This is a genomic window from Legionella pneumophila subsp. pneumophila str. Philadelphia 1, from assembly GCF_000008485.1.
In the GTDB taxonomy this organism is placed as follows: Bacteria; Pseudomonadota; Gammaproteobacteria; order Legionellales; family Legionellaceae; genus Legionella; species Legionella pneumophila.
In genome coordinates this window covers 1,191,092-1,215,076 of record NC_002942.5, presented here as the reverse complement: position 1 = coordinate 1,215,076, position 23,985 = coordinate 1,191,092, and the positions used below count along the sequence as shown (strand labels likewise).

The following is a 23,985-nucleotide window of genomic DNA, read 5'->3' as shown; positions in this document are numbered from 1 at the left end:
AGCCATTACTTTTACATTAAATTTAACCATACGGATATTAGTTAATATAATGAAATATTTTTTAAAACTGTCTCGCCAACATTCCTCAAATCAAAAAAAAAGAACCCAGCCTGCTCAATTTGAAGATCACCATTTAAGAATTCGTCAACCTCAATATGCCCCTATCACTATTGACTTGGTTGGTAGCGTAAGGTTTATCTTTACCTTTTCGTTATTTTGTTTTAGAGCGATTGCTGGTTTACTTACTGGTGCGATTTCTCGAAAAAATCTTTTTGATTTTGTATTTAATAGAACGAAAACTGGCCTTACAGGTTCAATTGAAATCATTACAGTCAGAAGAAGATTAACAAAAGCGACCCAGAAGATACAAGAAATAACTCCCCAAAAATCATTATTAGAAAGAGAATCAGAAGAACCGTCTATTTCAACCAACACGAAACCAACTATCAAACCCAATACTACTCATAAGCAGAATGTATTTTTCACAAAATCTGAAGAGAAATCAGAAACAAAACAATTTAAAGCTGTTGAATCCCATGATTTCAACAATTCTGAAGAACTTATGGCTTTTATGGCAAAAATCAATGAGCTCATAGCACAAGACGAGGCAATGGCTAGCCCAAAAGATGAGAATGAGAGCTCATCTACGGTAGGGGAAGAATATATTGAAAAATTAATTGAGATAATGAAAAACTCAGAATTATTAAAACATGAATTTTGGAGTAGACTGGACCAGATGACTTATAAAGACATTCAATTATTTGTCAGTAAACTTAGTCCAACTAAAGAAAAAGGGAAATTTGGCTCAAGTGACCTGGATTATTTATGGCGTTATTTTAATGGTTTTGAATTTGAGCCTTCAAAAAGAGAAAATAGAAAAGATAAGTTTGCAGTGATGCTTGAAGCCCTTTCAGAAGAACAGTTAAAGGCTTCTTTTGATTCGTCTGATTTTTTAAGCCTTTTAAATAAAGACTACTACATTGAGACTGCAGCTAACACATTAAAACGTAAACAATTGGCATTGTTTGCTTCAGATAGCAAAAGACATGACATTCTGAATTTAATGATAAAAAAACTGAAACCAAGCGCTTATTTGTTAGGCAAACTTGCTTCTGTTATGCCTTATGCCACTACAAAAATTAAAATAGCCCTGATCGATCAGATTGCCCATTTACCTCATTCCGCTTCTTTTAAGATTGAACTTGCGAAATTAGCTGAACACCATATTGGTATGAATACTCAAACCTATATAAAACGTTACCAGTCCCTACCTGCCCTCCCATCCAATACAACCCACAGCAAACCACCCCTTTCAAAATGGGCTTCTGTACCTGCTGTCTCCAAACCAATATATACCAATATCCCTGTAGCAAAAGAAGATTGGACCGATGAAGCCTTTGAGGCATTCCTGCGTGAACTGAATGCAACAACCTACCTCATCAATGAGAAAAAAATAATTGATGATTTAAACAGCTTACCAGATCACAGAATTAAAATGATTATAGAAAAAGCCTCTTCACCCGATTATAAGGATATGCTGAAACACTTTTGGATGATTGAATCCAAGACAATAAATCATAGATCTTTCATAGAGAACAGAAAAAATCGCCTGAAAATTATTTTAGAAAATTTATCGGAATCTCAATTAAAAAGTTCCATAAAAGACAACAAGTTTTGGGATATTTTTAGAAACACTCAAGAACCTTATTGTAAAATGGCTGCCAAAGTATTATCCCCCAGACAATTTGAAATAATCATTTCTAATGCCACTCTCGAAAGACATGCCGACTTTGCAGTAATCATTACTCAAATTAAGAAAGACAGCAGCGCTGACAAAGAAAGACTGCAACAAATTATAGAAGCAATCATTCCCCACACTACTCCATGGTTTGCCTTAGCTTTAGAACGCCAAATAAAAGGTTTATTGACAAGTGATAAATCCTTGTTCGAGAAATTTAGCACTGATTTAAAAAAATACCTCAGTAAATCGCTGGAAAGACCCGAAGTTAGTTTAAAATACAGAAGAGACAGAGATCTAAATCGACGTGCTATTTCTCATCTCCTGACAGAACCACTTGAAAACTCTTACAAAGCGTCCTTTAGTCTTTAAAGATACTCTACTACCTTAAGAGCTCTCTGCTTTTGACCAGTAAGGCACCAATTACAAAAAACCAATAGAGACGTTAACCAAATCGCAATTCATTCATAATTCATTGACAATAACTGCCCCCGATAACTCTTTAAAGCACAGTTTATAATTGACTCATATTAAGCTATATTATTGAGAAATTATTGACAGTATCCGACTTTCGGAACTCGACGCTCCACAATAAAAAAGGAATTTAACTATGTTGAAGCGCGTTCTTAATACTGCAAAAGCCAAACAACCCATTTCCACCACGGGTATATTTGCTCATACTTATTATTGGTTAACTTCTCCTGCTGGCGATCAATCCTATCAAAATCCTAATTACAAAAACGAAGAAGACAACAACACAGGGACGGCAATCTATTTTATCCATGGTACAGCTGATCAACCAGCGGCATTTAAGCGTGTTGCTGAACGTTTGATCGATACCGGTCTTCCTGATGAAATTTGCTCTCTGAATTTACTAGCCTTTGATCAGCGTTACCAGGGAAAAAGTATCAAATTTTTTGCTGAACAACTCAAAAATAAAATAAAAGTTAATCAGCATCAGCGAGTCATTTTAATGGCGCACTCCAGAGGAGGGCTAGTTGCTTCTTATTTTGCAGAGTTTTTAGCAAAAGAAGCCTCCATTGATGTACCGTTAGTAATTACAATGGGCACCCCGTTTAATGGTTCTTACCTTGCTGTAAAACCATTGTCATGGTTTTCTGATTCTATTAGAGAAATGGAGATTAATAGTGAATTTCTTGCACAACTTAAACAAGAGATAGTAGAACACTCCGTTAGTGCGTACCATTTTTTTATTGCAAAAGAAGATGCGATTGTACCTGGAGAATCAGGGTATATAAAAGACTACGTTGATAAGTACCCAGAGTCGCTACATATTTTAGATCGCCACGGTCACCTTTCCATCATGTCTTCTCATCGTTTGGTATCACATATTTCCAGTTTACTCCATGATTATATTGATGATTATCAAAATGATACAGAAGAAGTAAAAATTTCTAAATTAGGAGAACTCACTCTAATTGAAGATTATTATCCCGTAAAATCTGAACCAGATTCCCTTTTCAATCCATAAACGTCCATTCATGGGTTTTGTGGTTATTATTTATTCAGAAAAATAAACTACATCAGTAATGAGCGTTTTTATAAACCACAGCTCATCATGATAATAAATAAAATTTAGTAACAAACAGTATTATTTTCACTAATGAACAGTTATCCTGAGCAAACCTCAAACAAATTGCTTGATAAGATAAAATTATGAATTTTAGCGCTTGGTACTTTCCATCTTTGGCCGCATTAATTCTGTATGGCGCTTGGGGGTATTGGGGAACAAGAGCCTCAGATTTCATTAATCCCCTGTCTATTACTTTTTATTCAAGTATAGGAGTTTTAATTTCCGGGATTATTGCTTTGATTTTATTGGGTTTCAAGCCTGAACTTTCTGTCAAAGGGAGTACTTACGGTTTGCTAAATGGTTTGGCTAATGGAATTGCCTGTATTTTTTTTATTTTGGCATTACGTAATGGCCCCACCATGCCGGTAGTTTTGGTCACCTCTATGTATCCCATGATTACTTTAATATTCTGCATGATTTTTCTCAAACAAGAATTAAGTTTAAAACAAGGATTAGGTATGGTTTTCGCACTGACTGCCTTAATTTTATTTTCAACTGAATGAAAACCCAAATCAGATGAAATAGCCTACATTTCTTTGACTTATCAAAATTAAAGAGATTTACTTAAAAACTTTGGCCAAGCAAAAATCTTCTTGACTAATATAAACAATCTAATCAAGATAAAAGCATCATGCCTAAAATAGGAATAAAAACACAGTTGTTGATTGTTACAAACAAACATGGGTTCGAAGCTTTTGTTACATTAGCTGTCGCTTTTAAATTTTTTGAAAGAGGTTCTTAACTATGCGAAATAATAAAATGGGAGAAAAGATTCCAAGTTTTTTTCATCCTGATAATAAGGCCGCCTCACATCAAATATTGGTAGACGACCCGTTAATCATTAAAGATAGCGAATTGTTAGACCTGTTAAACGCATCAATTGAAAAAGACGAGAAATATCACCTCCTAATATCCTGCATTCGCAGTCACAGTCCCAAATATTTAAATCAAAGAATTATGGTTAAAAGCCATATAACAATCGAAGGTGATGAGCGTACCCCCCCTCACTGGACACCTTTAGCAACAAAAAGAGAATACGGTTATCCAACCGATGGGGATCAAAATAACGAATTGACAACAACACTGGCAAATATCATTGCTACCAATGAATTAAATTTTTCTTCTGCTCAAATGGTTGCCTTGTTTAGAGAGTTAATGATAAAGGGAGTTGATTTTACCGCCATGGATCAATCCCCCTACCTCAATTTAATACATCCAAAATCTGGCAACAACCCTCTCAAAAGCTTGATAGCAGCCAGTTTGGGGGATCCTGAAATTATCCACTTACTGCATGACTTCATGAGTTATATTGAAAATATAGTTCCTCGCGATAAACAATTATTGATTATCAATAATCAAGATAATTTTGAATTCGAGGCGATGCAGCCGGCTGAATTTTTATTAAGGCTAGGCCATGAAGATTTGGCTTTACGCTTATACAGAATGGGAGCTCAACCGACTGTACAAGCATTCCGACTGGCTTGCTCCAGTTATGGCACCACTATTTACTACGAAGAAGCAATGGAATGCATTCAATTCATGATGAATTCTGTTGAGTTGAGTGAAACGGATTTAGTTGAAGGAAAAAATTCCCTGCAAAAAGCAAGTCCGGGACAATACAACGAGATGCTGACAAGAATATTACGTTCCCTGCAGGAGGATTCGAAACTTGATACTGGACATTCTTCTCTCTATGAAATGATACAGAAAGACTACATAGAAAATTATCAGGATAAGAGGTTCATTTCATTTCGTGATTTTTGTCAGAAAGAAGCGAAAATTGATCATCCGCTGATTCAAAAATATGCTCTTTTACGCATCAAGCAAGAAAACGTAGGTAATGGTTATTTCTCAGATTACTACCGCACAGAATCCAGACATTTGTCTGAGAATAAATGGGCTTTCCTCAATAAGAATCAAAGAGCCAGTCAATTGCTGATAAATCTCATTAATGCAATTGACCTTGGATTAATTGACATGGAACTTGGATCATTAAGTATAACCTCGGCCAAACTATAATCTTAGGAACATAAGGCAAGTTCAGCTCATTTCTATTCCTACATTGATTTGAGCTCAATGAACTCCATAGGCTAACTTGCTGGAAAAACAAAGGCAGTTTATTTTTTATTGAACAGATAAAGGTACTCTCCATACCCAGCTTGTTCCATTTCTTTTTTTGGAATAAATTTCAAGGCAGCTGAATTCATGCAATATCGCAACCCGGTTGGTTCTGGCCCGTCTTTAAAGACATGGCCTAAATGAGAGTTAGCGTATTTAGAGCGAACTTCAGTACGCACAATAAAAAAATAGCTTCTGTCAGTATGGAAAACCAAATAGGATGTATCGATTGGCTTTGTAAAACTGGGCCAACCCGTTCCTGAATCGTATTTATCATTAGAACTAAACAAAGGTTCTCCTGATACTATATCAACATAAATACCTTCCTCTTTATTGTTCCAGTATGCATTATCAAATGATTTTTCCGTTGCTCCATTTTGGGTTACCTGATATTGCAATGGAGTCAGCTTCTTAAGCTGCTCTGATTTGTTAAATTGAGGGGTATAGGCCATCACGTTTGGAATTATAAACAGATAAAATACAACGCTGATTAGTTTTGTCATGTCATACTCCACATTCACTGTTCATGCCCACATTGATAACACTTACTTATAGTGTAGCAAGCGTACCCCTATTATCAGAAATCTACGTTTCCATCGGAATTAATATTCATACCCAAAGCAAAAGACAGGCATGATGTTTGGACTTAAACTATTTTATACATTAAATTCATATTAAAGATTATTAGTCATGAGCAAACTGTGAATCAAAAGCAAATAAAAAATGAACTCGCCTTAAAATGGGCTCTTGAGCATCTGGCATTAAACGATGAATTTAAAATCATTGATCAACAGAAAATTATTGAAACCGCTTATTCAACAGTGCATAGAATCACCTCTTCCGAAAGCAACGTTTATTATCTGAAGCAAACACCGGAAATGTTGTACCTGGAACCCCAAACATTAACCTATATTAAGGAACAACGATGTCACAACATTCCCCAAATCATTGCAGAAAATAAACACTTAAATTGCTTTTTGATGCTGTCTTGTGGCGATGAAACTTTACGGAATCTGTTTAAAGAAAATATTGATTTGGAAATGCTTAAAGCAGGTATTCTTAATTACACTAAAATTCAACGGTTAGTAGAGAATCAACTCCCACAACTTATGGAATTGGGTCTTCCTGATTGGCGGCTTGAAAAATTTTCATCACTATATGACCAACTGATACAACAAGAAGAGCTTTTATCAAGTGATGGACTATCAAAAAATGAGATTACCCTCCTGAACAAAGCACACGAAATTTGCTTTAATTTATGTGAATCACTCTCCAAATACCAAATTCCAGAAACAATTAATCATTGTGATTTTCATGAAAATAACATGATTCTCAATCAAAAGACGGGAAATGTAAGCATCATTGACTGGGGAGAAACCGTTATCACTCATCCATTTTTTTCTCTGAATGGCTGTTTGTGGAACATAACTTTCTTTTACCCAATAAAACAGTCCGACAAAATATATGAAATATTGCAACGGCAATGTATTACTCCTTGGTTGGGCCTGCATGACGAAACTGATTTATTAAATGCGCTAAAAATTGCTAACCAACTCAATGGGGTTTTTGCTGCATTAAGTTATAAGCGAATTTATGACGCAACTATGGATCAATCTCAAACAGTTCAACAAGAACACCCTGGTTCTATAGCCGGCTGCCTAAGATCATTCATAAACCATTTTCATTTAGCTTGACCGCTACATCAAAACTGTGATTGCTGAGTTTCATAAAATGACATTATTTATTCATTGCTTCTTGACGCTCAAATTGTTTAAAAAAATCCACCTGTTCTTTGAGTACAAAGGGATGAGCTTGCACATGATCCAATGCGTCACTGACGGATTTTATCCACACAAAATCACTATATTTCCTAAAGGAATGATATGCCATTTCAGCTCCTGCATAAGGTACATCACGATCACCTTTAGTGCCAACCAATAACAAAGGAGCTGTAGGTTTAAAATCATAGTGGTTAAAATTAATTTTTAAAATCTCGGTATTTCTATCTGTCTTACTAATAATTCCATTAGAGAATTTTGGCTGAAAAATAAGCAGCGGATCTTGTGGTAAGGCTTGAAGAATTTCGTCAACAGCATGATATCCATCCATCAATTCCGGGATAAGAGTATTGTAAGGAGGAGCAAAAATTTCGTCAAAACCAGACCAATAACTCTTATAAGTTTGCAGAGAATAAAAGAAATAGGCCAAATAGGCTGTAGCACGAGGTCCTGGTTCCAACATCACAAAATGCATGGTTTCTTCCCAGCCATAAGGAGCTGAACCTGGGGCAACCGCAGAGACAGGTAAATCAGGATACTCTTTTGCCAGCATTTCAAACATTACAATAGTTGAGAATCCGCCTTCTGAATAACCTGCCAGATATAATTTATCGCTTATTGGGTAATGAAGCCTGTTGGCTAACTCCTTAGCAGCAAACAACATATCAATGCTACTGCTGGCAAGAGTTTCTGCCTGAACATAAGGGTGGAGTGTTAATTCATTATCTCCCAGACCAAGATAATCTGGCATCACCGTCATATAACCTGCACTATTACCATAGGCAGCAAGGTATATATAGTTTTTTTCATTATTTCTGGAAGGTACATCATTGCGTTCAAATCGGGTGCCATGCTGATAGCTAATAATTCCCACTTGCCCCACAGGATGAATTGGCATTGCAACTAATCCTGAGGCAATAGTCAGATTTCCATCTGGTGACTGGGTTTTATAATTAATTTTATATAATTGCAGATCATAATGTACTGTAAGGGTGTCTAATGGCGGCATTTTTTTTAAAGCGATTTCTGCTGTTTCCCTGGAAAATTCACCCAAAGCAATATAATTAACCAGCTTCTCATGCTCCAGAGCAGCATGGGAATTAAAGCAAAAAATAATCCCGCAAAATGTAAAAAGAATCCCTTTGAATAAACGCATCGTTTTCATAACCATCTATAAAAATGTGGATAATTACATGTTTAATAAGGAGAATCAAATGAAGCGGTTACTTGCATTAATGCAAAGGAAAAAATCTGTCCCTTTCATCATCTAACAAACAAGTATTCAATTAAAACGCCTGATGAAATAAATGAAGTATCATCTACAAATGCTCTTGTTGCTAAAAAATGCATGAATTTTATTGGAAAACTCAGAGAGATAAGTAACTCCAGAAAAATATACTATCATTAATTTTATAAGATAAGATTATTTTCAATTCCACAGTGAATTGATGTTCAAATAATTTATGGTAATCACAATGTCCAGAGAAGAAGAGCAAGCTAAGAAAAAATTAGAAGAAGATAAAGTACAGGAAGACAAATTTCTCAGAAGTACAGTGGCTGATTATATCCGGGAATTCAGTAGTATGTTACATGCTTGCGAACAACGAGCAAGAAGAAAACCTGCCGACAGGACAGCACTCTCAGCCGAAAAAGACGCACATACTCTTCGTGAATTCCTCGATGACCTTCAGAAAGCTCAACAAGAAGGACATGGAGACCTACCTATACTACGAACCCCGGCCGAATGGGCTGCTATCGATCAAATGCGACAAAGGTGCGTACAGTACCAAATCGATCCCATGCAGAACCATAAAATGAAGAATGAAAAAACAGAGAAACCAACCCATGACTCTCAGGTTTCTGAAGAAAATTTACGCCGACTACAGATATTAGATAGATACAAAGAAACACCTCGCTCTGAAGAGGAAGAAGAGAAAGAAAGAAAAAGACTTATAAATCTTGCAACCAGCGGTAATAATACTTTTATTGCTTATGAAGATTTGGAAACGATAGCCAAGAGTGGTAAACCTTTTTTTATCCCATCCAACTCAAAAGAGGATGCTTGTCTATCTTGTGGTAATGGGCGTTTGTATAAAGGTTCATTATCAGAGATTCGTATGCAATTAGAGTTTGACCTAAAAAAGGATCCGGATAATGAGCAGATGAGAACTGGTTTGAGAAGAATTGAAAATGAAATTTTTATGAAACCTAATTTAGCATCACCCAAAAAAGAAAAAGACTTTACTGAAGCGGGAATAACTCCACAAGAAAACACTTACACTACTCCAAACCCATTTTCAATAAAACCGAAAAAAGAACCTATATAAGCCTATGTACTGATGAGCTTAACCACTTGGATCCAAACAACTGGAAATCTTGCTAAAGTGATGAAGCTTAATGGTTAGTAACATAAGCTTTCTATCAACCAATAAAATGCCGCACCGCTGTCAAGACAAACAAAACACAGTTATTTAAACAATGCTGGTAGAACAGGGACATGGCTATGAGAACAACTTGTACTGCTACAGTCTTCGCCAAATTGAAAAATTTAAATTGAATTTGATGAGGCAGTCAGCTGATAAATGGCAACTGCCCAATCAAATTTGAGCTACCTCATTGCAAGCTTGGGTGATTGTAAATCTTTGAGTGCCTTGCTAAAAATCTCTTCTACTGCCCGTTGCGAATCAGTTTTTATGCCAGTAACTTTAGTAAATAACCCTTGGGCTTTGCTAAGGGTCATATATTCGGAGCTTTGTTTAAATTTCTTTATAAAGTCTTTTAAATCATCTAAATTATCTATTTTTTCTATATCATTTTTTAAATTATTAATTATTGCGCGTTTTAATATATCTCCTTTTACTTGACTGTATCTATCTTTAAAAGATTGGTCACCTGTTTTTTCATCTACCTTTGCTGTAAAAAGATGGAAGCGTGAACCTATTTTTCCGTTCAGGTATTCTTTTACAGCAATATCGCAATTAGTTAATATTTCCTTAAAATATTCACCCCATTTAAATTGGCCTGGCTTTTCGTTATGGAATTTTACAAGTTGGGAGCGTCCAGTATGTATAAGCCCATTACACATCTCCTCCCCATCTACCTCGTCATCATCACAAATCAAACGAAATCCTGGTAAACATTCAGGTTTTTCTTCGTGTGATACCACTGCTTTGTACTTGTCTTCCCCTGGCCCTATTGTATTTCCTACGCCGCGAGGATAAATAATAATATTTCGATGATCAATATTTTCGAATTCTAAAAGAGCTTTAATATAATTTTCATGATTACGGCTGATTATTACAATTTTTACCTGTGGATGTAATTTATTGACATCTTGTAGAAAATTCTTGGCATTTTCTGTTATTTTAATCTTATTGTCAGATGCATCATACTCATTTTTATAGCGCATCCTTTCATCAAAAGTCGCTTTAGTACTCAAAGCTTCACACAGGGGGGAACTAATCACTTCTTTGCCATGTGCACCAGTTATTGTTCCATCGAAATCCAGATAAACGATGTTCTTTACCCTACCTTCATTTCTTTTTGAAGTTTCATCAAAAGACACCGACGTAGTCATGATTATTTCCTCGCAAAACCACCCAATGCATATATTTAATCATTATGATTTGTTTATGTACAATTAATTGTTTTCATAAGTCATATTATTTTTAATAATATCCATTGTTTTTCAATAGTTTAATGATTATTTGTGCGCTTGCGCTCAGCTAAATATGGGTTGCATTGAAAGAAAAAAGAACTACCAGCGAAAACATAAGCTTCCTCAACTATTTTATGGGGTTTACTATTTCGATTTGCTGCAAAAAACAAAGACCATCTACCCATATCATCTTATTCCGTTAATACTTGATGTTAGCCAGGCATTCCATTATATGCTGAGACTCCAGGATAGCAAGGCATCTTAATTCGGTTATGTGAGAACCTGAAAAATTACTGCATCAAAGTTATTCCGAGTGATTAAAGTGGAATTTTTTATTTATTTACATATGGTTAATTCAACTATAATGAAAAAAGTGAACTCTAATGGTTAGTAACACAAGCTTTCAATCAACCAAACAAATGCTTCACCGCCGTCAAGACAAACAGATAGACAAAGTTTGCATAAATCACAACCCCTAGATACCCAATAATGAGAAATAATCCATCTTTTTCTATTAATCCCAAGCTAAAAATAATTAACAACGTAGCAAAAATAAAATTACTAAATGGAATTGGTAACATCAATAATAGGGCAAGGAAGAAAATAACAATCCCATGGATTATTTCCATAAAGCGGGAAGTCATAAACAACCATCTGGGTTTTAAAAAATATTCAATTTTAATTAAGTAAGGAACGGTATTATGTATAAACTTGGCCATTGTTTCCTGGTGAATGGTTCGTTCCGCAATAATTTTTGGTAGCCACATTGTTTTTCTGGCAAAAACCATTTGAAATGCAAATAATAATATTGGAACACTAAAAATCAGGGAGATACCAGGAATAAATGAAAAAGGCAGCGCACTAGGCAACGCAAAAAATAAAAGCACAATTCCAAAGGCACGCTCTCCAAGCACTTGCAAAATACGTTGATAAGTAACTTCCCCCTTTAACTCCTGATGACTTGCGATCTCTAAAAGGGTATCAGAAGAGCGTTCTATGCTTTTTTTCATAAAAAATCCAAGTCAAAATATATAGCATCAATTTACCAACTGTTTGAGGAAAATTTTTACCTTAAGAATTTTTAAAGCTCACACTTTCTCTAACTCTGCAGAAAACACAGAGGTACTTCAAGTTATGATGTGAATTTAACGAATTCTTGTAATAAGAAAATGATTAAAATAATAGCCGCCATTAGAATAAGAATTTTAAATCCTAAACTTGCTGACTCCTTAATATGTTCATTAGTTACCGAAGAAATTTCTTTTGATTGTTCTTCATCAATGTTTGCGTCTTTCAGCAAATTTTTCTTATCAATAGAGCGAGAAATGTAATAAGAAAAATACCCGGTAATCAAGCAAGGTATAAAAAAAGTCAACCAGACAAGAGTCTTACTTACAGACGAAGAATAATAATAGGTATCTTCAAGGTATGCTATCATATTGCTAACAAAGTCAGGAACATTATAATGTAATTCCCAGATTAAAAAAGGCATGATAAAGACACTAAAGAAAAAGAGAACTAAAAAAATAATCAAACAAATTATTCCCATTATAGATAATTTGCCATTGTTATCATACCCACTATGCTCCATAGGTTCCTTCCATCAAATGCCCAGTTAACTAAAATTATTCTTTTTTAAATTTTAAAATATCAGCATCCATAATATAACTGGATATATTTTAAGCAAATTTTTGAAAATTAGCTTAAAGAAAAATAAACTGATTCCCAGTTGCTTCTAACGTCCTCCAACACCACCCCCATATCCCCCATGCCCTTTATGTTTTTGATGTTCGTGTGAAGCTGATTGTCCATCAGCCTGTAAAACATTATCCGCGTTTGATGATATAGTACAAGCAGCCAAAATAAATATTGAGCCTACGGATAACATTAAAGCAATAACTTTCTTCAATCCTCCATGACCAAGCATCGTAAAACTCCTGTTACCTTTTGATTAAAATTGATAAGTGTTTTATAAAAAAATATTGCTCTTATTATCATCGGAATTTGGGGGTTATTATTTATCTAATAACATTAAGTATAGTCTTTGTAATGCTTTGTGCCATTTGTAGTTTTCTTCAAAAAAATATCTCGTAATACATGTGGTTCTTTAGTCACGGCTTGAGTTTTGCGCTTAATCTTTAGTACATATTGACATTTCCCCTGACCCAGCATATGCCATTACTGTGACCAAATAGAGATGAATTTTGCGCAAAATCAAATTCATTCAAAAATAGAAATGCCTCTTCAATTGCTGTTGCAGTAAACTCAAGTTCTGAATTGCTGAGACTTTAAAATATTCATCCTTCAAACGTAGAATCCATGTGAGCTAGATCCATATTACCAGACATGGCAGCCAATAAATTGATATCATTTTACACCAGAGTTTTGCGTAAAGTTCATTGACTACCTACTGCCAGTCATTAAAGATCACGCTCTTCAAGAATTTCTTAGCCATACCCATTCACTTCTATTTCTGCAACACATAGGTTCCAGGAGCTGACGGAAGTGATGTATTCAATACAGGTGGTAGAATGCGTTTTTTGGTTGACTGTTGCACTAACCAATCATGCCATTCTCGCCACCAAGAGCCTTCTCGTTTTTCTGCAATTTCAAGCCAATTCGTGGGATTTAAGTAAGCATCGCCTTTCTTGCGCTCATGAACATGGTAAGCATGACCAGAATGACCTGGCTCACTAATGATACCTGCGTTATGCCCGCCACCTGTAAGGACAAAAGTCACATTCTCCTCTGTCATAAGATGAATTTTATATACCGACTGCCAAGGTGCTACATGGTCTTTTTTAGTACTTACAGCAAAAATAGGACACTGAATATTTTCAGCTGCCACGGATTTTCCTTCCACCATATACCGCCCCTCGGCAAAATCATTGTTTAAGAACAATTTTTCAAGGTATTCACTGTGCATTTTATAAGGCATCCTTGTGGCATCAGCATTCCAGGCTGTTAAATCAATCATCCCACGACGCATGCCATGCATATAGTCTTGCACCATTTTAGACCAGATTAAGTCATATGCCCGCAGCATCTGGAAAGAACCAGCCATTTGCTTAGTGTCCAGATAACCTTGTTCCCACATCATACTTTTAAGGAAATCCACCTGACTTTCATTCACAAAGAGCATTAATTCGCCAGCTTCACTAAAATCCCCTTGGGCCGCAAGTAGCGTGAGGCAATTTAAACGTTCATCCTCATATCTTCCCATCATAGACGCCGTAATCATGGCCAAGGTACCGCCTAAACAATAGCCCATCAGATTGATTTTAGTTTCTGGTAGAATGGTAGAGACCATATCAATGGCCGCCATGGCACCAAGACGATAATAATCGTCCATTCCCAAATCACAGTCCTCTTTATCTGGATTACGCCATGAAATGATAAATACGGTGTGACCTTGTTTTACGAGCCACTTCACTAAAGAGTTATGTGGGGATAAATCAAGAATATAGTATTTCATAATCCAAGCAGGCAGTATCAATATGGGTTCTTTGTACACTGTCTTGGTCTGGGCTTCATATTGAATGAGTTCAATTAAATGATTTTGAAATACCACACGTCCTGCTGTCACAGCCACGTCTTTACCCGGGATAAAATTCTCAGAACCTGTGGGTGGTGCACCAGTTAGCTTTTCTAACCAATCTTCCATTGCTATTTGACTGCCTTTGAGGAGATTAAGCCCGTTGGTGCGAATGGCTTCATGAAATAAATCGGGATTGGACCAAACAAAATTAGAAGGAGACACGGAATCAAGACATTGGCGTACCCAAAACGAAACTGTTCGCTCCACCTGCCGGGGTAATCCTGGGATATTTGTAGCACGTCGCCACCAATCTTCTACCTGCAAAAATCCTTCCGCCAGTAAACGCCAAGGCATGGGCTGCCAACTATCCTTTTTAAAACGCACGTCTTTACCATCAGCAGCACGCTCAACGCAAATAATATTGTTAATGCAGTCATTGGCATGCAAGAATGGATAAAGGGCAAGCTCCCATAAGACCTCTGGAGATTGCGCCAATTGCCAAAGCCAGGTGGAGTAAGACGAGCCCAACGCTGCAGGACTAATACCTAATGTCATTTTAGCAAGATTGGCTTGAAATAGCTTATGGAAGAAAGAGAAGAAACTATCTGAAGCACCTAAAATACTAGGAGCGCAACAAACGCTCAAACTTTCTGAAGCCTTTTCCTGTTGAGTCAGTATGACGTCTTTGGGACAACATTGTTTTTCCAATCCATTCATGGGCCGATATCCTTGGCATTATGAAACAAAATATAGGTTGAGATATTTTTAAATCCACCTTATCTTTAAATAAGTGTAACGTATTCTGGATAATCTTCCATCTTGCCCAAAACTCAGGGCAAACCAGTTTATCGAGGTTCCCATTATTCATAATCTTATTCGTCACAAAAAAGAGCGTTTTTTCTTCCTTGTTCTGGCATTACCAATAAACCCACGCTGACCATTTACTTTATCTATAAACTCTTCCCCAACCTGCGCTTCAAAGTCTTGCAACGAGTCAAGAGATAACTGTTTTTCTTTTGCAGTCATCTATTGCAACTTACCACGTAAACCTTCATTCACATGCTGTTTACAGATGTTAACAAACAAATCGATCATATTAACAGTGTTGGCTAATGGGTTTGTTTTCTCAAATCTGCTTGCCACCGCCATATTACATAAACCACTGGGATAACAATTAAGGTCAGCAATAGTGCTGAAAAAACACCACCCACCATGGGGGCTGCAAGCCGCTTCATGACATCCGCACCAATGCCAGTTGCCCACATCACCGGTAACAAACCGAGTATGTTAGCTAATCCTGCCATCACCATAGGGCGAATACGTGACACCGCACACTGTTGAACCATTTGAATTAAATCAGGCAAAGTTTTGAGTAATCCCTTTTCTTTTTGCTTGTTATAATCTGAATCAAGATAAGCAAGCATCACCGCACTTGTTTCCGCAGCAACTCCTGCGAGAGCAATCATGCCTACCCAAACTGCAATACTCATGTTATATCCCAATACATAAAGCAGCAAAAAGCCACCAAATAAGGCAAACGGCACACCCAACATGACCATCAAAGTCTCTGTGATAGTACGAAAGGTAAAATAAAACAAAACAAAAATAATGACTAAAGTCAGTGGTACGAAAATTTTAAGTCTCTCATAAACTCTCTGCATGAATTCATATTGACCTGACCACGCAAGTGTGTAGCCTGGGGGCAATTTGACTTTGGCCTTAACCACTTGTTTTAGTTCCTCCACGTAGCCACCAATGTCACGGCCGCTGATATCAATGAACACATAACCTGCTAACATGGCATTCTCATCGCGAATCATGGCAGGTCCTGAACGGAAAGTGAGAGTCACTAATTGAGCAATAGGCACTTCAGCGCCACTGGGTGTTTTGACTAAAATGCGATTGATTTTGTCTGGATCATCACGTAATTCTCGTAAATAACGTACATTAACAGGATATCGCTCGCGCCCCTCAATCGTGGTAGCAATGTTTTCACCTCCCACAGCCGATTCAATAATGCGATTGACATCCATAATGGTTAAACCATAACGAGCCAGTTGATCGCGATTAATTTGAAAATCAAGAAAATACCCCCCAGCTACCCGCTCAGCATAGACATTACTTGTACCCAGCACTCCTTTAGCAACCATCTCAATTTCTTTGCCTATAGCTTCAATTTTTTTAATGTCAGGACCAAAAATTTTAATCCCAACTGCTGTTCGAATTCCTGTGGTGAGCATGTCGTTGCGTGCCTTAATGGGCATGGTCCAGGCATTACTCACTCCAGGAAATTGCAACGCTTTATCCATCTCGGCAACCAGGCTTTCATAAGTCATTCCTTTGCGCCAAAATTCTTTAGGCTTTAATTCAACAATCACTTCCATCATATTAAATGGGGAAGGGTCGGTGGAGGTTTCTGCTCTTCCTGTTTTCCCAAAAACATGTGCCACTTCAGGAAACGTTTTTAATCTCTTATCCATTTCCTGCAACAAAGAAGTCGCTTGGGTCACAGAAATACCCGGCAAAGTGACGGGCATATATAAAATTGTCCCCTCATAAAGAGGAGGCATGAACTCAGAGCCAATGAGTTTATAAAGAGGAATAATGCTCAAAGCAGCTACCACGGCAATACCCATCACAAATTTTCGATATCTCAAGGCTAATCTTAACACTGGAGCGTACATTTTTTGCATAAAACGGGTAATAGGATGTTTTTGTTCAGGAATGATTCGACCACGCACTAAAAGAGGCAAGAGCATAGGAATCAAAGTTATCGCAAGCAAAGCGCTCATAAAGATAGCTAAGTTTTTGGTATAAGCTAAAGGTGAAAACAGTCGCCCTTCTTGTGCTTCTAGAGTAAAAACAGGCATGAAAGATATAGCAATGACCAAAAGAGAGGAAAAAATCGCAGGCCCCACTTCCTTCGCCGAATCGATCAACACTTGTGTACGATCGCCAGAGCACCCTTTCATCTCCCAATCCGCAATACGTTTATGGGCATTATCGACCATGATGATAGCCGCATCAACCATATCCCCAATGGCTACAATAATGCCGCCAATGGACATAATGTTAAGACCAATACCTAAGAAATAGATGGGAATAAATGAAATCAAAATGGCAAGTGGCAGGGTAATAATAGGAATCAAAGCCGAACGAAAATGCCCTAAAAACACAATAATGAGCAAACCTACTACCACCAACTCTTCAATCAAATTCCAATTGACAGTGGAGATGGCTTCACGAATTAGATTGCTGCGATCATAAACATTGACGATTTTCATCCCTTCAGGAATGGCTGCCCGTAATTCTTTCAACTTCTCTTTGATGTGACTAATGACCTGTAGCACATCCTCACCAAAGCGCATGATGACAATACCGCCAACTGTTTCTCCTTGACCATTTAATTCGACAACACCTCGACGCATATCTGAGCCAAGCTGCACAGTAGCTACATCGCGCAGCAAAATCGGTGTCCCATTTGTATTGGTACCTATAGCAATTTTTTCAATGTCATCTGTTGACTTAATATACCCTCGCCCACGAATCATGTACTCTACTCCTGAGAGTTCGAGCACCCGCCCGCCGGTATCATTATTACTCATACGTATTTTTTCGATGATGTCAGGAACAGATAGATTGTAGGCAAGAACCTTGACCGGATCTAAATTGATTTGATATTGCTTGACAAAACCACCCACGCTAGCTACTTCAGACACACCAGGAACGCTTCTTAACCAATAACGTAAATACCAATCCTGAAATGTACGTAAGTCTGCCAGATTATGCTTCCCGTTTTCATCTACCAAGGCATATTGATAAATCCAACCTACAGGAGTAGCATCAGGACCTAATTGCGGCGTCACCCCTTCAGGCAACTTTCCTGCCAGTTGGCTCATGTACTCCAAGACTCGTGAACGCGCCCAATAAATATCAGTACCGTCTTCAAAAATGATATAAACATAAGAAAATCCGAAATCAGAAAATCCTCGCACAGCAACCACTTTCGGTGCCGACAGCAGTGCTGTCACAATAGGATAAGTCACTTGATCTTCTATAAGGTCCGGGGAGCGTCCCATCCAAGTAGTATAAACAATCACCTGCGTGTCTGAAATATCAGGTAATGCATCCATGCGGGTATTCTTCAAGGCCATGTAGCCCATAAAAGAAAACCCGAATATGAACAGCAACACAATAAAACGATTGCGCACACAAAATTCAATAATTCGTTCAACCATAAAATCCCTTTGTTCCAAAGGCAAATCATGCCCTTTTATTATTTATGCTGCATGCCTCCCATGGCCGCTTTCAACTGACTTTCTGAGTCAATCAAAAAGTTTGCCGAGGTGATAATCTCATCTCCTTCCTTAACCCCCTGGACTATTTCAAGCAAATCGCCGGCTCGCACCCCAAGAGTAACGTCTCGCCATTCAATTTTACCCTTGCCGTGATAAATAAAGACCACAGCTCGTTCACCCGTGAGTAAAACGGCATTTTTAGGCACTACAAGACGTTCACCAAAAGGGATTTTGAGTTCCAAATTGACGTACATGCCAGGCTTTAATTGTTCTTTTTGATTGTTCACTTCAAAACGCACCTTGACTGTACGTGTTTTTAGGTCAATAGTGGGATAAATAAAATCAAGCTTGGCTTTAAATAATTCATTGGGTAAATAGGTGATCGTCAAATCAGCCGTTTGACCAAGACGGATATAAGGAAGCTCGTACTCGTAAATATCCCCTAAAACCCACAAATGCGATAAATCAGCAATAGTGTACAACTCATCACCCGGCTCTATGCGCATACCGATAAACGCCATTTTTTTAAGCACCGTTCCTTTAATCGGTGAATGAATGGTCATGGTCCTTGTTATTTTTCCAGTATGTTTTAATTGCTCTATATCCTTTTCAGAAATTCCCCACAACAATAATCTTTGGTGAGCTGCTTGAAAAGCATCTTTCGCACCTTGGGCGGCAATGGATGTCGTATTTTGACTCAAAATTTTTTGTGCATTGAGAGCAAGTAAATATTCTTGTTGGGTGGAAACCAAGTCAGGGCTATACACTGTAAAAAGGGCTTGCCCTGCCTTTACTTTTTCACCGGTAAAATTGATAAATAATTTCTCTATCCAACCATCAAAGCGCACATGAATATGGGCAACCCGACGCTCATCGACCGCAACCCGTCCTACCGTGCGAATTGTTTTTTCAATGTTTTGACGGCGTACTGGCTCTGAGGTGATGCCAATGGCTTGTAAGCGGACTGGGTCAATTACAATTTCATTTTTTTGTGTAGGCTGTTTCATGTCCATCTTACCATGCATATCGGTTGTATTTTGCGCATAGGTTATTAATGGCAGCAAAGACAGTAAACTTAAAACAAACATACTCTTTATCATCACCTTATTATTCATAGATAAGTCCCTGTAATTGCTTCGATTTGCGTAATCGCTTTCTCATGCTCAGCAAGCTCACCGTGCCACTCCAATTCGTTTTCTTGCAGGGTCAACAAATTATTAAGCATGGTTAAAAAATCCACCTTACCAACCCCGTAATTAGCCTGAGAAGAAGTAAACGTTAAAGTGGCTTGCGGAATAATAGTATGTTGAATCAGATGAATAAGCTTGGCAGAGCGCTCTGCTAATAAATAGGCATTTTTCACTTGAAAAGAAAGCGCGCGATAAGTGGTCTGCAAATCCTCCATATCAGCACTGTAACGAGCAATTGATTCGCGCACAGCATTATTTTGCTTTTGCATGAAATAAAGCGGAACGGTTGCTTTTAACAACACTTGATAACCTTTGGTGTGCATTCCCGTATCGTGAAGCCGACCACCTTCGATTTCAACGTCGGGGAAATACTCCATTTTACTTAAACGGATGGATTGACGTCCTTTTTGAACATTTCGCCGTTGCATTATTAATTGAGGTGCTCGCTGCTTAATCAGTGAATAAAAATAATCCAAATGATGACTCATTGGTGTCAGAGAAAGGATGGCTGGAGTATTGACCGTGATTTCTAAGGAACGATTTAAAAGACGATTAATGTCAGCCTGTAAGGATTCCCGTTGCTGCTTTAAGATAACCAAGCGCATCAGAAGACGAGAAATTTCGGTTTGAGCGCGATAAATATCTTGTTGAGGTGTTTTTCCGACACTGTAATTAGCTTCGGCACTTTTTTCCATTTCATGGAGAAGCTCTTGGTTTCTTTGTACGATTTCAAGAGATTTATTGACAAAGTAAAGATCATAATAAAGCTGTTTAAGTTCCGCAATGACAGCAAAACACGTGGCTTGATATTCCGCTTCTGCCCGTTTAGCCTCAAGCGTTGCTATTCTTCCTCGTACAACAAGCTTGCCAAGAAAGGGAATTTCTTGTTGGCCACCCAGCATTTGTTCACGTCTTGGATCTACATCCATGGGAATGTTCTCTGACATATTGATATAGCCAGCATTCACCTTGGGATCAGGCAACGCTTTCGCTTGTGGGATCACATGAATTGCGGCAAGTAAACGATCGCGTGCTGCACGAATTTGGGGATTGTTTTGCTTAGCTTCCTCAATTAACTGCGATAAACCAGGATTAGGCTTTGCATAAATGAATGACTCCGTAAAGCAGAAACTCAGGAGAACAATCCAAATAATTTTTCTAACACTAAAATGTCTCACCAGGTGCTTTCCTTAGCCATTTTTGGGCTTCAATTACTAACAAAGGCAACGTGCCTATCAAGATCCAGGAAATACATTGAGTAAATGAGATTTGCCCAATACCAAACAAATCTCGTAGTACGGGAATATGATGAATCAAGACCTGTAGTGAAAAACTAATGCTAATAATTATAAATAAATGCAGATTAGAGAAAAAACCGAGCTGAAATATAGTCTTAGTATCACTACGAGTTCCAAATGCTATCAAAAGTCTTGCTGTCACTAATATGGAAAATGCTGCATCTTGCGCTTGAGTTAAATCCTTATAAGCTAAATACTCATAAGCAAAAACAATTAAAGTTACTACAGCTGTTACACAACCAATAAAACTCACTCGTTTGAGAAACGTACCATCCATCATGGATTTTTGAATGGTTCTGGCTGGGCGATTCAAAATTCCTGGTTCTGACCTATCAGTTGCTAAACCAATGGCTGGCAAACCGTCAGTCACTAAGTTAATCCATAGTAATTGAATAGGGAGCAAAGGCAAGGGCCATCCGATTAAAAGTGCTACAAAAACAACCAGCAATTCAGCACTGTTACCTGCTAATAAATAAATGAGTGTTTTGATAATATTATCGTAAATCGTTCGACCTTCTTCAATCCCTGCTACAATTGATGTGAAGTTGTTATCCATGACAATAATGTCTGAAGCTTCCTTGGTAACAGAAGCTCCTGTTTTTCCCATCGCAATACCAATAGAAGCCTCTTTTAGAGCAGGCGCATCATTCACACCATCACCTGTCATCGCAACTACTCTATTTTGTTTTTTCCAAGCACGTACGATTTTTAATTTATGCTCCGCAGTCACACGAGCATAGACTGCAATGTCTTTGACGCAAGAGTTAAACTCTTCCTCTGATATGTTTTCAAGCTCATTGCCAGTAAGGAGTTGATCACCTTCGCTTAATATCCCAAGTTCTTGAGCAATGGCTCTCGCTGTAACAGGATGGTCTCCTGTAATCATCACCAGTTTGATACCCGCCTTTTTACAGCGGGAAACAGATTCCTTTGCACTGGAATGCGGTGGGTCTTGCAGTCCAATCAGACCTAAAAAAACGAGATTGCTTTCAATCTCCTCAATTTCTTTATCCAGCCATGACGTGTCCAATGGACGTTGTGCGAATGCCAAAATCCTTAATGCCTCACTAGCCATGAATTCACATGATTGCCTCATACGCGCTTTATCATTCAGCGTTAATTTTTTAATACCAGTTTTTGTTAAAATATGAGTGCAGCGTTCTAAAACAATTTCTGGAGCCCCTTTTACGTAAACCATGAGCTCATCATTGTCATATTGACAAACCACTGTCATTCGTTTGCGTTCGGAACTAAAAGGCAACTCCTTAATGCGAGGATTAGAAATTTGTAGTTCACTTCGCCAAAAACCTCCTTTAGCTGCTGCGACCAAAAGAGCCACCTCAGTCGGATCCCCGGCTACTGTCATTTGCCCATTTTGTTGTCTAAATTCAGCATTATTGCAGGATACCATAGCCTGTAATGAGGCCTGCAATAACTTGTCTTCTGAAACATTAATCTCTTGGCCTTGAAGTGAAAATTTTCCTGCGAGATTATAGCCTTCTCCATAAATACTATATACATCGCTTGCTGTCACAAATTTACGTGCTGTCATCTCACCCACAGTTAAAGTTCCTGTTTTATCAGTGCAAATGACTTGTAAATAACCAAGTGTTTCTACTGCCGATAATCGTCTTACCAGCACAGCACGCCGCACCATACGTTGCACACCCAGAGCTAAAGCCACTGTGACCACAGCAGGTAACCCCTCAGGAATCGCAGCAACAGCAAGACTAACTGAACTCATAAACAGATTGAAGATAGGAATATTACGCAGGAGGCCTAAGCCAAAAATAGCCATAACAATGAAAAAGCAAACCCATAATAAACGAGATCCCACTTGATTAAGTTTTTTTTGCAAAGGGGTTTTATCACGAGATGCTTCACCTAGTAACTGGGCAATACGACCCATTTCAGTTTGCATGCCGGTTGCTATGACAAGAGCACGTCCCGTTCCATTGACAACAGCTGTTCCCATAAACACCATATTTTTACGATCGGCTAGAGAGGTGTCTTTCGTACAAAGATCCAGATTTTTAGCAACCGGGAGGGATTCTCCTGTGAGTGGCGCTTCATTGACTTTAAGGGCTGAAAATTCGAATAGACGAGCATCAGCGGCAATTAAATCTCCGCTTTCAAAAAGAATAACATCACCTGGTACGATATCAGAAGCCGCAATCAGCTTCGCATAGCCATCTCGAAGCACGGTTGCTTTAGGAGCAGCCATTTGCTGCAGAGCCAATATCGCCCGATCGGCACGATATTCTAAAGCAAAGCCAATGATGGCATTTAAAATGACAATGGCAAAAATGGCAATGGCATCAGCTTTTTCGCCGAGTAAAAAAGAAACAACAACAGCACCTAAAAGCACCCAGATGATTATATTGCTAAATTGTTGCAAAAAAATAACCAAAGGTGACGTTCTTTTTTGCTTGTCGAGTAGGTTTGGCCCTACTTCTTTTAATCGCCGTACCGCTTCTGCCTCGGTTAACCCCAAAACCAGATCTGCTTTAAACTGAGAAACAATATCCTGAAGCGTTTTTTCGTGCCATTGCAGTACCATTGCATCCATCCTTTGGACCAGCTTTCCCTTAATTTAATGAGGTAAAAAGTTCTACATAATTACCTTAAAATACAAGAGAACATTCTAAAAAATAACCAATATTTCCTATACTTTAATTCGCAAGACCGATTTAGGCAAATCAATGTACTTTCTCATCACCATTTTGAAAAAAAATCAATCATTCTCTATTTTATCATTACCGACCTTTTAACCTC

Annotated in this window: 18 protein-coding genes; 6 read left to right on the top strand and 12 right to left on the bottom strand. The window is 37.9% G+C overall.

Going from position 1 to position 23,985, the window contains the following annotated elements; all coding sequences use genetic code 11:
* The first annotated feature begins 49 nt into the window (after positions 1-49).
* The 4 genes from ravM to LPG_RS05490 all read left to right on the top strand — a co-directional run bounded on the left by ravM (position 50) and on the right by LPG_RS05490 (position 5,351).
* A complete protein-coding gene (ravM, locus tag LPG_RS05505; RefSeq protein WP_010946843.1) occupies positions 50-2,110 on the top strand; it encodes a Dot/Icm T4SS effector RavM in 2,061 nt (686 codons plus the stop codon).
* 238 nt (positions 2,111-2,348) lie between these two features.
* Positions 2,349-3,230, top strand: coding sequence for a Dot/Icm type IV secretion system effector RavL (gene ravL / locus LPG_RS05500; RefSeq protein ID WP_010946842.1), 882 nt, complete (start codon positions 2,349-2,351; stop codon positions 3,228-3,230).
* 185 nt (positions 3,231-3,415) lie between these two features.
* Positions 3,416-3,835 (top strand): EamA family transporter, encoded by a 420-nt coding sequence (locus LPG_RS05495; RefSeq protein ID WP_010946841.1) that lies wholly within the window; start codon positions 3,416-3,418, stop codon positions 3,833-3,835.
* 241 nt (positions 3,836-4,076) lie between these two features.
* On the top strand, positions 4,077-5,351 hold the full coding sequence (locus LPG_RS05490; protein ID WP_010946840.1) for a lpg1106 family Dot/Icm T4SS effector: 1,275 nt from the start codon (positions 4,077-4,079) through the stop codon (positions 5,349-5,351).
* A gap of 98 nt (positions 5,352-5,449) precedes the next feature.
* Here LPG_RS05490 and msrB read toward each other — a convergent pair whose 3' ends face one another.
* Entirely contained in the window at positions 5,450-5,953 is a 504-nt protein-coding gene (gene msrB / locus LPG_RS05485; protein ID WP_010946839.1) for a peptide-methionine (R)-S-oxide reductase MsrB, read from the bottom strand.
* Positions 5,954-6,151: 198 nt separating this feature from the next.
* Between msrB and LPG_RS05480 the strand changes: the two genes are divergently transcribed.
* Positions 6,152-7,144, top strand: coding sequence for a phosphotransferase (locus tag LPG_RS05480; protein ID WP_010946838.1), 993 nt, complete (start codon positions 6,152-6,154; stop codon positions 7,142-7,144).
* Positions 7,145-7,187: 43 nt separating this feature from the next.
* On the opposite strand, the gene LPG_RS05475 is transcribed toward LPG_RS05480, so the two are convergent.
* A complete protein-coding gene (locus tag LPG_RS05475; protein ID WP_010946837.1) occupies positions 7,188-8,399 on the bottom strand; it encodes an alpha/beta hydrolase family protein in 1,212 nt (403 codons plus the stop codon).
* Between the two features lie 304 nt (positions 8,400-8,703).
* On the opposite strand from LPG_RS05475, the gene LPG_RS05470 reads away from it, so the two are divergent.
* Positions 8,704-9,555, top strand: a complete 852-nt coding sequence (locus LPG_RS05470; RefSeq protein ID WP_015444627.1) for a hypothetical protein — start codon at positions 8,704-8,706, stop codon at positions 9,553-9,555.
* Positions 9,556-9,836: 281 nt separating this feature from the next.
* On the opposite strand, the gene lem4 is transcribed toward LPG_RS05470, so the two are convergent.
* The 10 genes from lem4 to LPG_RS05420 all read right to left on the bottom strand — a co-directional run bounded on the left by lem4 (position 9,837) and on the right by LPG_RS05420 (position 23,770).
* Entirely contained in the window at positions 9,837-10,805 is a 969-nt protein-coding gene (lem4, locus tag LPG_RS05465) for a Dot/Icm T4SS effector Lem4/SmdA (protein WP_010946835.1), read from the bottom strand.
* A 488-nt stretch (positions 10,806-11,293) separates the two neighbouring features.
* Entirely contained in the window at positions 11,294-11,896 is a 603-nt protein-coding gene (locus LPG_RS05460; protein WP_010946834.1) for an exopolysaccharide biosynthesis protein, read from the bottom strand.
* Between the two features lie 122 nt (positions 11,897-12,018).
* Positions 12,019-12,477 (bottom strand): hypothetical protein, encoded by a 459-nt coding sequence (locus LPG_RS05455; protein WP_010946833.1) that lies wholly within the window; start codon positions 12,475-12,477, stop codon positions 12,019-12,021.
* Between the two features lie 144 nt (positions 12,478-12,621).
* The gene (locus tag LPG_RS05450) at positions 12,622-12,813 is read right to left on the bottom strand and encodes a hypothetical protein (protein WP_010946832.1); all 192 of its coding nucleotides are present in this window, start codon (positions 12,811-12,813) and stop codon (positions 12,622-12,624) included.
* A gap of 540 nt (positions 12,814-13,353) precedes the next feature.
* The gene (locus LPG_RS05445) at positions 13,354-15,141 is read right to left on the bottom strand and encodes a PHA/PHB synthase family protein (RefSeq protein ID WP_010946831.1); all 1,788 of its coding nucleotides are present in this window, start codon (positions 15,139-15,141) and stop codon (positions 13,354-13,356) included.
* A 162-nt stretch (positions 15,142-15,303) separates the two neighbouring features.
* A complete protein-coding gene (locus LPG_RS05440; RefSeq protein WP_015444630.1) occupies positions 15,304-15,450 on the bottom strand; it encodes a hypothetical protein in 147 nt (48 codons plus the stop codon).
* A gap of 83 nt (positions 15,451-15,533) precedes the next feature.
* Positions 15,534-18,662 carry an efflux RND transporter permease subunit gene (locus LPG_RS05435; RefSeq protein ID WP_015444632.1) on the bottom strand — a complete coding sequence of 1,043 codons (3,129 nt, stop codon included), beginning with the start codon at positions 18,660-18,662 and terminating at the stop codon, positions 15,534-15,536.
* A 38-nt stretch (positions 18,663-18,700) separates the two neighbouring features.
* A complete protein-coding gene (locus LPG_RS05430) occupies positions 18,701-19,837 on the bottom strand; it encodes an efflux RND transporter periplasmic adaptor subunit (protein WP_010946829.1) in 1,137 nt (378 codons plus the stop codon).
* On the bottom strand, positions 19,834-21,090 hold the full coding sequence (locus LPG_RS05425; RefSeq protein WP_015444633.1) for a TolC family protein: 1,257 nt from the start codon (positions 21,088-21,090) through the stop codon (positions 19,834-19,836). The genes LPG_RS05430 and LPG_RS05425 overlap by 4 nt, the downstream gene beginning before the upstream one ends.
* Positions 21,077-23,770, bottom strand: coding sequence for a cation-translocating P-type ATPase (locus LPG_RS05420; RefSeq protein ID WP_015444634.1), 2,694 nt, complete (start codon positions 23,768-23,770; stop codon positions 21,077-21,079). The genes LPG_RS05425 and LPG_RS05420 overlap by 14 nt, the downstream gene beginning before the upstream one ends.
* Between the last annotated feature and the right edge of the window lie 215 nt (positions 23,771-23,985).